We start from the raw sequence: 13333 nt of genomic DNA on the forward strand, positions 1-13333 counted from the left end.
ATTGCGATGCTGAGAGAACGTTTTAAAAGGAAGACAGACGAGATATCCCAATCAGAGATAACGAAAATGCAGTCGGTCAGGAAAGGGCAGGTGCCGGACGGGATGTTCCGCAAATGCAGCGGCTGCCGGAGGATCCTTTATGAGGAAGATGTGCAGAAAAACTGGTATTGCTGCCCGGAATGTGGAAAACATTTCCGGATAGAACCGTCCGTGAGGATAAGTCTTACGGCGGACGCCGGGAGCTTCCGGGAGTGGGACGCAGAGCTTGTTGGAAATGATCCGCTTGCGTTCGACGGATATGAGGAAAAGCTGCAGCAGCTTCGGGAAAGCACGGGCATCAAAGAGGCTGTGTTGACAGGAGAGGCACTGATCGGCGGTATCCGCACAGCAATTGGAGTGATGTCGGCGGATTTTCTGATGGGAAGCATGGGGACGGCGGTCGGGGAAAAAATCACGCGCATGATCGAGCGCGCGACGAAGGAACGGTTGCCGGTAGTTCTCTTCTGCTGCTCCGGCGGGGCGCGTATGCAGGAGGGGATTTTTTCGCTGATGCAGATGGCGAAAACATCGCAGGCCCTGAAAAAGCATGATGAGGCGGGACTTTTGTATGTTCCGGTACTGACAGATCCGACGACCGGAGGCGTGACGGCAAGCTTTGCGATGTTGGGAGATGTGATCCTTGCAGAGCCGGAGGCACTGATCGGTTTTGCCGGATCGCGCGTGATACGTCAGACGATCGGGCAGAAGCTGCCGGCGGGCTTCCAGAGCGCGGAGTTTTTGCAGAAACACGGATTTGTGGATCGGGTAGCAGGGCGTGAGCAGATGCGGAAAACGCTCGCGGTGCTGCTGCGGAGCACGGAGCGTCGGCAGGACATCTCCGGCGGGAAGGAGGCTGCTGCAAAGACGGGAGCTTCCGGGTGCGTTGTATCTGACGGAGAAGGAGCAGCTGTGCGAGACGCGTCAGATGGAGAATGCGGAGAAGAAGCTGCTGTGCGCGGTACGTCAGGTGGAGAATGCGGAGAAGGAACCTTCATGTACGCTGCGACAGACGGAGAAGGACTCTTCGGGCGCGGCGCGTCTGAGAATGACTGCGATGCATGGGAGCGCGTGCAGCGGGCGCGCAGTGCGGATCGACCACATACCAGAGAATATATTGCGAAGGTTTTCGACGGTTTTATGGAACTTCACGGTGACCGTGTATTTGGAGACGACCGCGCGGTTATTGGAGGTATTGCTTCGATAGAGGGGCAGTACGTTACCGTGATCGGTCAGCAGAAAGGGCGCGGGGCAAAGGAAAACAAGCGTCGGAATTTTGGAATGCCGAATCCGGAGGGCTACCGCAAGGCGCTCCGTCTGGCAAAGCAGGCGGAGAAGTTTGGCAGACCGGTGATCTTTCTGGTGGATACGCCGGGCGCGTTCTGCGGCATAGAGGCGGAGGAGCGCGGGCAGGGTGAGGCGATCGCGCGTAATCTCTGTGAGTTATCTGATCTGCGTGTGCCGGTGCTTTCTATTATAACAGGGGAGGGCGGCTCCGGCGGGGCGCTGGCGTTTGCCGTGGCAAACGAGGTATGGATGCTGGAAAACGCCGTATACTCTGTTTTGTCGCCGGAGGGATTTGCGGCGATCCTATGGAAGGACGGGAAGCGCGCCCGGGAAGCGGCGGCAGTCATGAAAATGACGGCGGCGGAGCTTGCCGGAGCAGGTATTATAGAGAAAGTGATTCCCGAACCGGTTCCGGCGGACAAGGACGACATGGAAGCGTTGGCGGCTGACCTGCGCAGGGAGATTCTGAGGTTCTTAAAGAGGTACCGAGAGACGTCCGGGGAAGAAATCGCGCGGGCGCGCTATCAGCGGTTCCGCAGGATGTGAGGAAAGAACTTTTCGACAGCTTTCGCTGCCCTGTCATGCGGCGGGGCATGTTTTAGAAAGGGCTGTTATCCCCCTAAATTCCATGAAAAACCGCATTACTCGAAGTGCTTTAAGCACACAAATGGATGAAGCTTTACATAAAATTCCTGCAGGTTCATGTACCGGTAAAATCGGCGCCTGCAGGCTTTTTTTGTCGAGCGGAAATGCTTTTCAAAACTGGATTTGTGCTTTATACTCTGCAAGTGACGGCGGACATGCAGTTACCCGGGGATGATGCGTGGGACGACCGTCAGAAACCAAATTTCATAAAAATTAAAAAGGGGGATCACTATGATACGCACAATCATAGAAACAGGCACATTACTTTACGCGATGGCGGCAGTCGGGATGCTGGGGATACTTTGTCAGCTCATTATTAGCAGGCGCTATAAGCTGCTGATACGGGAGGCGTCGGACACACAACTGGAAAAGCGGGATTTTATGAAACAATTGCGGTACAAATTCCGGATGGACAAAAAGCGGAGCAATGAAAATGTAAACATTCCTGTCTTTGTACGGCGGAGCATGTGCGATTACCGTTTCATGCGCATGACCTTCCATCAATGGAAGCGGCTGGCCGGCGGGCTTTATATCATTAGCATGGCGGCAGCCGCGGCGGGGCTTATTTATTGTTTCCGGACGGGATTATCCGATACATATATACAGAACGTCCTGTGGACAGCAGGCGGCGTAACGGCGGCGACCGTGGCATTTGGCTTGTGGACAGACCTTCCGTATAAGGCGTCCTACCTGCAGATGGAGCTGGAAGATTATTTCTTCCACAGCGGAGCGGCGGTCGAGTACCAGGAGGCGGAAGCAGAGGTGGCGGCTGCAACTGCTGTAGCGCCTGTTAAAGCAAAAGTGCCGTCTGTGATCGGCATCCGCAAAAAGAAGGGAGAACAGGTGGAGACGAAGGCGCAGCGGGAAAAACGGGAGCTGAAAACGAATCTGGCAAAATTAAAGGATGGTGCGCGGGAAACGGCAGTCTCGGACAGCGACCGGGAACGGAACAGGGAGCTCCTGCGGCAGATGGATTCCAAAGAGCAGGAGCGGATCATACGGGATGTGCTGGCGGAATTTCTTGCCTGAAAGTATGCTGCTTGTTTCAAAACAGCCGGTGTGCAAGTAAACTTGCACCGTCTGTTTGAAAAAGCAGCGCACGGCTTTATGGGTATGCACTTTACATTTCTTGTACAGTCTGATAAAATAAACGTATTGAAGGGCAAAGCCCAAATGAGGAAAAGGAGCGAATAACAATGGGAAACAGAGTAACGTTCGATTATTCAAAAGCAGGGAAGTTTATCAGCGATGCTGAGATGACATGTATGGAAAAAACAGTTGCGCTTGCGAAGGAGACACTGGTGTCTAAGTCCGGCGCGGGCAACGATTTCCTGGGATGGGTCGACCTTCCGGTAGACTATGACAAAGAGGAATTTGCCAGAATTAAAGCGGCAGCCGAGAAAATCAAGAGCGACAGCGAGGTGCTGGTCGTTATCGGTATTGGCGGTTCTTATCTGGGTGCGAGAGCGGCGATCGAATTTTTGCGTCACAGCTTCTACAACACGGTTTCGAAGGAAATCCGCAAAACACCGGAAATTTATTTCGCGGGCAACAGCATCAGCAGCACGTATCTGAAGCATCTGATCGACGTGATCGGAGACAGAGATTTCTCTGTAAATATTATTTCAAAATCGGGAACCACCACGGAGCCGGCGATTGCTTTCCGTGTATTCAAGGAAATGCTGGAAAAGAAATATGGCAAGGCAGAGGCTGCAAAGCGTATCTATGCAACGACCGATAAAGCCAGAGGAGCGTTAAAAGGACTTGCAACAGAAGAGGGATACGAGAGCTTTGTGGTTCCGGACGATGTAGGAGGACGTTTCTCTGTTCTTACTGCAGTTGGTCTGCTTCCGATTGCGGTGAGCGGAGCGGATATTGATAAATTGATGGAGGGCGCGGCTGCAGGAAGAAAGCATGCGCTGGAGGCTGATTTTGCAGATAATGACGCGCTGAAATATGCGGCGGTACGCAACATCCTGCTCAGAAAAGGAAAATCGGTGGAAATCCTTGCAAACTATGAGCCGAGCCTGCACTATGTTTCCGAGTGGTGGAAACAGCTCTACGGCGAGAGCGAAGGAAAAGATCAGAAGGGTATCTTCCCTGCTTCCGTCGATCTGACGACCGACCTTCACTCCATGGGACAGTTCATCCAGGATGGCGCGCGCATCATGTTTGAGACGGTTCTGAATGTGGAGGAATCGCAGTGCGAGATTACGATCGGCGAGGAGCCGGTGGACCTGGACGGTCTGAATTATCTGGCGGGCAAGACCGTAGATTTTGTAAACAAGAGCGCAATGAACGGAACGATCCTTGCGCATACAGACGGCAACGTGCCGAATCTGATGGTAAACATCCCGCGGCAGGATGAATACACACTTGGCGAATTATTCTATTTCTTTGAGTTTGCCTGCGGCGTCAGCGGCTACATCCTCGGCGTAAATCCGTTCAATCAGCCGGGTGTAGAGAGCTACAAGAAGAACATGTTCGCGCTGCTTGGCAAGCCGGGATACGAAAAAGAGCGTGAAGAACTTCTGAAACGCCTGTAAGGAGCGCAGGAACATGAAAATCGTTATGCTGGAACGCAGCTCCCTTGGAGAGGATATTGATTTAACGCAGTTTGAGAATCTGGGAGAACTGGTGATGTATGACCAGTCAACCGCAGCAGACACGCCGGAAAAGGTAAAGGATGCGGATATCATTATTGTCAACAAGGTCCCGATGAACCGGGAAACGCTGGAGGGCGCTGCCAATCTGAAGATGATTGCCATTACAGCCACCGGATACAACATCATCGACAAAGCTTATACGGACAGCAGGGGAATCGCGGTAGCCAACGTGGGCGGGTATTCGACCGATTCCGTTGCACAGCATACCTTTGCGCTGGCGCTGTATCTGCTGGAACAGCTGGATTATTATGATAAGTATGTAAAGTCCGGCGAATATGTAAAATGTGATATTTTCTGTCATATGGACAGGAGAATTTCCGAGCTGGCGGGAAAGACCTGGGGCATTATCGGGCTTGGTGCGATCGGAAAGCGTGTGGCGCAGATCGCGCAGGTGTTTGGCTGCAACATCATATACTATTCTACTTCCGGGAAGAACAGGGACAGCGTCTATGAATCGGTATCCTTGGACGAGCTGCTTGCACGGGCGGATGTGGTGTCCATCCACGCGCCGCTGAACGCAGCAACGGAAAATATGATGAATATCGAACGGTTCCGCAAAATGAAGCCGGAAGCGATTCTGATTAATGTGGCGAGAGGACCAATTGTAAATGAGCGGGATCTTGTCACGGCACTGAATGAAAACCTTATTGCAGGAGCCGGGCTGGATGTTATCTCGGCGGAGCCTATGAAAGCGGGAAATCCACTTCTGGAGATACAGGACAGCACAAAGCTGATCGTAACGCCGCATATTGCATGGGCAACGCGCGAGGCAAGAAGCCGTCTGATGGATGAGGTATATTTGAATATCCAGGCATTTCTGCACGGGGAGAAGAGAAATCTGATTCCGTAGCAGGGCGCCGGGAATATTGCGTGCGCCGCACGGCAGAGAAACCTGTCGTGCGGTGTTTTTCCGTTACTGTGTATCCGAAGGGAGCTGCCGGTGACCGGTTCCGTAGGGAATTGTTACTGCTCACGTCAGCCTCAAACACTTGCTGTTTGAGGCGTGAGAATGTGATTCAAGTGTGAGCAAATCCCATTCGCGAAGCGAATTTTAAATGGATTTGCGAAGGTTACTGCGAACGGAGTGAACAGTAATAAAATATTTCGAAAGCCTGAAATTAACAATAAAGGATAGAAACGGAGACATCCGGGAAAGGAAAACGTTAAGGAGAAAATAATGAGTGTAAAGATTATATCGGACAGTACCTGCGATTTATCAAAAGAACTGATTGAAAAATATAAGATACAGATTTTGCCGCTGCATGTGATTCTGGGAGAGCGGGAATGTCTGGACGGCATTAATATCAGCCCGGATGAAATTTATCGGTGGGCGGATGAGAACCGCTCCGTGCCGGGCACGTCGGCGCCTTCCATAACGGAAACCATGCAGCTTCTGCAGAAGTGCGGCTCGGATGGCAGTGAGATAGTCTGCTTTTCCATTTCGGAAAAGATGTCCACCACCGCCAATGTGATGCGGCTTGCCGCCAAGGAACTGGATATGGAGGAGCGTGTTTTTGTGGTGGATTCAGAAAATCTGTCCACCGGAGTGGGACTGCTTGTACTGGAAGCGGCAACTATGGCGTTGGAGGGCAGAGCGGCGGTAGAAATTGTCGCGCAGATTCAGAAGCTGAGACCGTGTGTGAGGGCAAGCTTCGTTGTCGATACGTTAATCTATCTGCAGAGAGGCGGCAGGTGCGGCAGCGTTACAGCGCTGGCAGGGGGCGCTCTGAAGCTGCATCCCCGGATTGTCGTTTCCAATGGGGAGATGCAGGCGGACCGGAAATATCGCGGAAAAATGGAGAAGGTTCTGCTGAGCTATACGGACGATCTGAAGCCGCAGCTTTTAAATGCCAGAAGAAACCGGGTGTTTGTTACCCACTCCGGATGCAGCGCGGAAATTGTGGAGCTGGTCTGCCGGCATCTGAAAGAAATGGGAATATTTGAAGAAATACTTGTGACAAGAGCCGGCAGCGTCATTTCCAGCCACTGCGGACCGGGAACGCTGGGCGTGCTATTTATTGAACGCGGATAAGCATTCCCACGCTTAAGGTGCGCAGGGCATTAAGCGGTGGAATGCGAATATTTGCTTTACAGGGAATAAAGCGGGCTTCCAATCAGCACGGTTTTTCCCCTGAAGGCAAAGCCATATTTCCGGATCCGGCTCTGCGGTATCCCTCTGGCTTCCAGCACAGAGGTATATTCTTTATCCTCAATCTGCTGCAGAGCAGCTTTTACGGTGTCGGCTAACGTTTTTTCATCCTCCGGGTCCTGCACCTTGAATTCCATGATAATGCCGGCGTCCTGCGCATTCCGCGGTTCCATGAGAACATCATATCTGCCGAAGCCGCTTTCACGGTTGGAGGTAATGATGTAACGGTCTTCCAGCGTCACCATCAGTCCGAGTACAAAGCCGTGATAGAAGCGTTCCGGTTCACTTTCCTCCGAGGGGCGGTTTCCGCTGTCAAAATAGCTGAAGGTTGTTTTTGTGATGCGGTTCATGTAGGCATTCATCGCCTTCAGATCATCTGCCAGAAGCCTTTTGATAAAATCATTATAATTTGATGCGGAGGAGGCAAACCATCCTTTTACCATATTCCGGAACATGATTTTCGTTTCATAATTGGTAATTTCCAGCTCGTAGACTTGCCTCCAGCCGGAGTATGCCGTTTTTTCTGTTCTGCGGTTTTTTACCCGGAGATAGCCGCTTGCCAGAAGCAGGCTCCAGATTGCGCTTTCATCCAGATTAAGCTGATTATATACAATCTGTTCATCAATTTCTGTCCAGATGGAACCGCCATCCAGTAGCTGCTGAAAAGAGTCCTTTACCTGTTTGGTACCTTCGCGTATCAGCTTTCCTGCCAGACTGTTGCTGCTGGTATTCGCCCAATAGGGAGAAAACTGCTGTTTGTCCAGAAAATTGATAATGGACCACGGATTGTAAATGTCTGCTTTATGCCCAAATATAAAACCGTCGTACCAGTCTTTCACTTCTTCTTTTTTGTCAGAGAGACAATATTCGTCCAATGCGGAAAAAACCTCTTCCTCCGTAAAACCAAAGCAGTCTTCATACTTATCGGAAGTGGTTGTTATAATTTCCAGATTGTTCAGGTCAGAGAAGATAGACTCCCGGCTGACCCGCGTGATTCCGGTCATAATTGCGCGCTCCAGATAAGGGTTTCCCTTAAATGTGGCATTAAATAAACTGCGGGTAAAAGCCGCCAGTTTTTCACAATATCCATTTACATAAGCTTCCTGCATGGGAGTGTCATATTCGTCCAGAAGAATGATGGCTTTTTTTCGATATCTGCGATACAGATATTCGGACATTCTGCGCAGAGAAATCGTAATTGCGGCATCATCGCTGTCTGAGGAGAGCGCGTTGTAGTATGTTTTTTCCTTTTCCCCTAAGGTATCGTCTCCGGCAAGAAAAGCATACTTGTTATAGATATCTATTATGGATTCGCAGATTTTTTTCCGCGCCTGTTCATAGGACACCTCTTTAATATCGGCGAAGCTTAAAGATATCACCGGATACGTACCCTGCAGTGTCCGGCAGGCGCAATCTTTCCAGATATTTGTGTTTTCGAATAATTTGCTGCCGGCATATTCGACGGAGAAGAAATGCTCCACCATGCTCATGGTAAGTGTTTTTCCAAAACGGCGCGGGCGGGTGATTAATGTCACATCGTCCATAGATTCCCACCATTTTTTGATAAACAGCGTTTTGTCTATATAAAATACATTCCGGGTAATTATTTTTTCAAAATCCTGGATTCCGATTCCTATTGTTTTTGCCACACGGACACCTCCTTCTGCTGCATAATATCCTTATTCTGATATTATAGACTTTCTTTTCCGTCCGCACAACCCTGTAAATTCTCCGAATGTAATAAAAGGCGCACCGCCCATTGCCCTTGTGGGGATACTGTATGCTCTCCGGAGGGCGCCGCCTGATTCAGCCGCCGGTATTCCCGCGGCGTCATGCGGAAGCGCTCCTGGAAAACGCGGTTAAAGGTACGCTGGCTGGAAAAACCGGCGTTTTCATAGGCTTCTGTGATGCTCTGGTCCGTGTGACGGAGCAGATGGCATACGTAATCAAGGCGGACATCGTTGAGATAGCCGTTGAAATTGGTGTGAAATGTTTTGGAAAATACGCCGGAAAGCGCGCAGGGCTGTATCCAAGCGCTTTTGCCATTCCGGAAAGCGTGATTTCCTCTGTAAAATGTCCTGCAATATAGGCGACGGTACGATAGATCATATCGTTGCTGCCGACAGAGCTTTTTTCAGTAAAACTGAAATGCGGCATGGCTCTTGCAAGGATGATTTGTGTATAGGAATGCTGAAGTACGTCAGTCTCTTTTTCATAAGCGGTTTCGGACAGCCGGTTCAGCGCATAGGGAATATCAGGGTGAACGGCGTCGGCTTTGATAATCGGATACCGGGGACAGAACTGCTGCAGAGTGGGCTGGTAGCTTCCGCATAATGCGGGGATGCGAGAAGATAGATTGCTTTGCAGGGGCGGCTGTCTTTTTTTGTTGCCATGCATCCGAAGAGAGCTGCCGGCGGCAGGTCCTGCAGGTCCGGAAAATCCCTGGTTGCAATGAAGCGCAATCCGGGTTATTCTATAATTAAAAAACGAGAGGAACGACAAGTCTTATGGGTAAGTATATTATGGCGTTGGATGCGGGGACTACCAGCAACCGCTGCATTCTATTTAATGAAAAGGGTGAGATGTGCAGCGTTGCGCAGCGCGAGTTTACACAGTATTTTCCGAAGCCCGGATGGGTGGAGCACGATGCGGATGAAATCTGGTCCAGCCAGCTCGGAGTCGCAGTGGAGGCGATGAGCAGGATCGGCGCGGAGGCGGAGGACATCGCCGCAATCGGCATCACGAATCAGCGCGAGACGGCGATCGTGTGGGATAAAAATACCGGAGTTCCGGTGTATCACGCAATCGTCTGGCAGTGCCGTCGGACATCGGAATACTGCGATTCTCTGAAAGAAAAAGGCCTGGAGGAGAGTTTTCGCCAGAAAACAGGGCTGGTTATTGACGCCTATTTTTCCGCAACGAAGATCAAATGGATCCTGGATAATGTGGAAGGTGTCAGGGAGCGTGCAGAGAACGGCGAGCTGCTGTTCGGCACGGTGGAGACATGGCTGATCTGGAAGCTGACGAAGGGTGCGGTGCATGTGACGGATTATTCAAACGCTGCCCGCACGATGCTGTTCAATATTAACACGCTGCAGTGGGATGACGATATTTTGAGGGAGCTGGATATTCCGAAGTGTATGCTGCCGAAGCCGATGCCGTCCAGCGCGGTGTACGGCATGGCGGATCCGGTATTTCTCGGCGGGCCGATCCCGATCGCCGGGGCGGCGGGCGACCAGCAGGCAGCGCTCTTCGGGCAGACCTGTTTTACGCCCGGAGAGGCGAAAAATACCTACGGGACAGGCTGTTTCCTGCTGATGAACACCGGGGAAAAGCCGGTATTTTCCAAAAACGGTCTGGTGACGACCATCGCCTGGGGACTGGATGGCAAGGTAAATTATGCGCTGGAAGGGTCTATTTTCGTGGCAGGCGCGGCGATCCAGTGGCTGCGCGATGAGATGCGCCTGATTGATTCCGCCGAGGATTCGGAGTATATGGCAAATAAGGTGAAGGACACCAACGGCTGCTATGTGGTTCCGGCGTTTACCGGACTTGGCGCGCCCTACTGGGATCAGTATGCCAGGGGGACGATCGTCGGCATCACGCGCGGCGTCAACAAATATCACATCATCCGTGCGACACTCGATTCTCTGGCGTATCAGGTGCAGGATGTACTGGAAGCAATGAAAGCGGATTCTGGCATTGAGCTGACGTCGCTCAAGGTGGATGGCGGCGCGAGCTCCAACAATTTCCTCATGCAGACGCAGGCGGATATCACGGGGGCGCCGGTAAATCGTCCGAAATGTGTTGAGACGACGGCAATGGGCGCGGCTTACCTGGCGGGGCTTGCTGTGGGCTATTGGAAATCTAAGGAAGACGTGCTGAAAAACTGGAATATCGACTGCACCTTCGAGCCGGAAATATCCGGGGAGGAGCGCCAAAAGTGCATCAAGGGCTGGAAGAAAGCTGTGAAATATGCCTATGGATGGGCGAAGGAAGAACAGGCATGATGAAGTGGCGGGGCATTGACGGCCCCGCCTGCTTTTTGTGCATCGGGCAATACAGTTAAAGTTGATTTTGGTATGCAACCAGCGCTGCATTTCCCAGAAGCGGGCAATGGTCGACGCGCTGAAACTGATAGCCGGGGAAGGATGCTTCTTTAAGCTTCAGATAGGAGGGCGTTACCATACCGCCAGATATCTTTATAACATTGTCCAGGGGGATTACATTTTTTGCCAGCTCTACGGTATCGTAGAGAACGCCCTGCATACTTCTGAGCATGGCATACAGCATCTCCTCCCGGGTGGTGGACAGAGTAAGCCCATGCCAGGAAGCGGTTTTGGGCGTGAGACTCTGGCGGTCGCCGGTTAAATACGGAGCAAAGGAGACGCCGGAACGGTCCACCTGGGTCTTTAGTGTCTGCTCCAGATAGTGTGTGTAAAATTCTTCCCGGGGGATTTCGCGGCAAAATTGTTTGCGGTACCAGTCAAGTGCAAATCCGCCGGCAGTCGTTGCGTAAATCTGCCAGAGCCCCGGAATAGCGGCATTGCGCAGATAGTAATGAGGGTCCGGAATGGGACGGTCTGTCAGAATACTAATCATTTCGCTGCTTCCGGCAGTGTTCATCATCTGACCGGAATGCAGGTTATGGGCACCCATCTGCGCGGAGGCAACATCATTTGTACCGACAGCCACAGGAATACCCGGTTTAATGCCGAGTTTTTGCGCCATTTCGGGAAGCAGGGTTCCGTATAGCGTGCCTGGGACATGGATGTCCGGAAACCAGTCCGGATTCATGTGAAATTCAGATAAAAGCTGCGCAGACCATCCGGTCTGTGAGGTAGTTTCATATAATCCGAGCATGGAGGCGTTTACAAGATCGATCATCCAGAGCCCGGTTAATTTTTTGTGCAAAAATGTAGTGAGATGGCCGATTTTATAAACTCTGCGCAGAACCTCCGGTTCATTCTCCTGAAACCAGAGCAGGGTCATAGCAGAGCAGCCGCCGGTAAAAGGATAAATACCGGCTATTTTCAGGTAGGTATCTTTGCCGATCGCTTTTTGGATATATTCTGACTGTGCGCGGCTTCTGCGGTCAAGATGCGTAATGATATTAGGGTAAACAAGCTCGCCGTTTCTGTCCATGAATACCAGAGAGGGGGAAAAGGTATCGTAACAGATAAAGGATATCCGGGACAATGCGCACGGGTCAAGCTGTGATGCGGCTGTACAGAGGGCAGACAAAAGACGCTCCGGAGACAGTTCCACTTTTTCGCCGGGCAGCATAATATAAGGGTAAGTCTGCGTTGACTGACACTTGATGACGCCTTTTTCATCAAGAACGGATAATTTTACAGCCGATGTGCCAAAATCAATAGATAAGAATAACATAAGGTAATCTCCTCTGACGTAATGTTTTTGTGCAGACAAAACTTTCCGGAGGATGCCGGAATAGTTCGTCAGAAGAAATTATTAGATAAAATATATGTTTATGATAATCGCTGAGGGGATTGTTTGTCAATCCCCTTTTGGCAGTACATTTCCAAGGATCGCAGAAATTTTATTAGCGGTTTTATGCAGCCGCGGGACATTCAATGCAAGAAAATTATCATCCATCCGGGCAGCAAGGGTAGAAATACTGACAGCTGCCACTGCTTTATTGTCTACATCGCGTATAACATCAGCAATACAGGCAATACCGGCTTCATGCTCTTCGTTGTCGATCGCATATCCTCTCCGGCGGGTTGTCTCCAGCTCTTCAAGGAGCTGCGGATAGGTGATAATAGTAGTTGGCGTGTATTTTTTTACATCAGATTTTTCCCAGATTTCCCGCACTTCCTTCTCTGACATTGTTGCTAACAGAGCTTTGCCAAGACCGGTATAATACATATAGTTCCGGGCGCCTGTCTGGGAAGCGATCCGGATGACATTGTCAGCAGCCACTTCTTTAAACAAATACACAATAGAGGCGCCATCGGGAATGGCAAGGTGGACAGCTTCATTGCATAGTCTGCACAATTCACGCAGATAATCCACAGAGAGACTCAAAAGATCAAAATCGGGAACAGCACGGCTGCCGATACGATAGGTGCGCAGTGTCAGACGGTAGTGGCTGGTCTCCTCATCTTTTACAACATAGCCTCGATTCATCAGTGTTGCAAGCAGACGGTAAACCGTAGATTTATGGATGTCTGTCTCGGCCGTCAGCACGGCAATAGAAGTTCCCTCGGGGTGTCTGGATAATGTTTCCATGACGTCAAGTACGCGGTCCACAAGCCGCACATTTGTTGGTTCCATTTCTTAATCTCTTTCCTGTTTTTTCTTAATATTACGCAAAAACTCGTTTATTTGCAATATAAAATTACAAATTATGCAAAAAAATTATAACACAAAAATGAACAATAAAAAAGAAAAAAGGAATTTAAAATATGCAAAATAAACAAAAACCGCTTGACAAAAACTTGGAAATATAATATTGTAGTTGCAAGAAGTTTATTAGATAAAATATAGTTTTATACAGTGAAACAAGCAAAACGAGAGAATGAATGCG

The 13333-nt window shown here is 50.5% G+C and carries 9 protein-coding genes and 1 pseudogene; 6 read left to right on the forward strand and 4 right to left on the reverse strand.

Annotation, left to right across the window (positions count from 1 at the left end):
- Positions 1 to 6: 6 nt before the first annotated feature.
- From ACLU9Q_RS06160 to ACLU9Q_RS06180, 5 genes and pseudogenes are all read left to right on the forward strand, one after another.
- A complete protein-coding gene (locus tag ACLU9Q_RS06160; protein ID WP_302225403.1) occupies positions 7 to 1869 on the forward strand; it encodes an acetyl-CoA carboxylase carboxyltransferase subunit alpha in 1863 nt (620 codons plus the stop codon).
- A gap of 330 nt (positions 1870 to 2199) precedes the next feature.
- A complete protein-coding gene (locus tag ACLU9Q_RS06165) occupies positions 2200 to 2997 on the forward strand; it encodes a hypothetical protein (RefSeq protein ID WP_302225402.1) in 798 nt (265 codons plus the stop codon).
- 167 nt (positions 2998 to 3164) lie between these two features.
- Positions 3165 to 4514, forward strand: coding sequence for a glucose-6-phosphate isomerase (locus tag ACLU9Q_RS06170; RefSeq protein ID WP_412624756.1), 1350 nt, complete (start codon positions 3165 to 3167; stop codon positions 4512 to 4514).
- Positions 4515 to 4527: 13 nt separating this feature from the next.
- A complete protein-coding gene (locus ACLU9Q_RS06175) occupies positions 4528 to 5484 on the forward strand; it encodes a D-2-hydroxyacid dehydrogenase (protein ID WP_296840247.1) in 957 nt (318 codons plus the stop codon).
- Between the two features lie 327 nt (positions 5485 to 5811).
- A pseudogene (locus ACLU9Q_RS06180) lies at positions 5812 to 6597 on the forward strand (DegV family protein); the annotation flags it as partial.
- A gap of 125 nt (positions 6598 to 6722) precedes the next feature.
- Here the strand turns inward: ACLU9Q_RS06180 and ACLU9Q_RS06185 are convergent.
- A complete protein-coding gene (locus ACLU9Q_RS06185; RefSeq protein WP_302591987.1) occupies positions 6723 to 8432 on the reverse strand; it encodes an AAA family ATPase in 1710 nt (569 codons plus the stop codon).
- Positions 8433 to 8473: 41 nt separating this feature from the next.
- Entirely contained in the window at positions 8474 to 8812 is a 339-nt protein-coding gene (locus ACLU9Q_RS06190; RefSeq protein ID WP_412624815.1) for a helix-turn-helix transcriptional regulator, read from the reverse strand.
- A 478-nt stretch (positions 8813 to 9290) separates the two neighbouring features.
- Here ACLU9Q_RS06190 and glpK point away from each other — a divergent pair, with 478 nt between their 5' ends.
- The gene (glpK, locus tag ACLU9Q_RS06195; RefSeq protein ID WP_412624757.1) at positions 9291 to 10793 is read left to right on the forward strand and encodes a glycerol kinase GlpK; all 1503 of its coding nucleotides are present in this window, start codon (positions 9291 to 9293) and stop codon (positions 10791 to 10793) included.
- 55 nt (positions 10794 to 10848) lie between these two features.
- Here the strand turns inward: glpK and ACLU9Q_RS06200 are convergent, their stop codons facing one another.
- Positions 10849 to 12174 carry an FGGY-family carbohydrate kinase gene (locus tag ACLU9Q_RS06200; RefSeq protein WP_296836007.1) on the reverse strand — a complete coding sequence of 442 codons (1326 nt, stop codon included), beginning with the start codon at positions 12172 to 12174 and terminating at the stop codon, positions 10849 to 10851.
- A 126-nt stretch (positions 12175 to 12300) separates the two neighbouring features.
- Positions 12301 to 13080 (reverse strand): IclR family transcriptional regulator, encoded by a 780-nt coding sequence (locus tag ACLU9Q_RS06205; protein ID WP_296836010.1) that lies wholly within the window; start codon positions 13078 to 13080, stop codon positions 12301 to 12303.
- Positions 13081 to 13333: the final 253 nt, after the last annotated feature.

Source organism: Marvinbryantia sp., from assembly GCF_047017445.1.
Classification (GTDB): domain Bacteria; phylum Bacillota; class Clostridia; order Lachnospirales; family Lachnospiraceae; genus Marvinbryantia.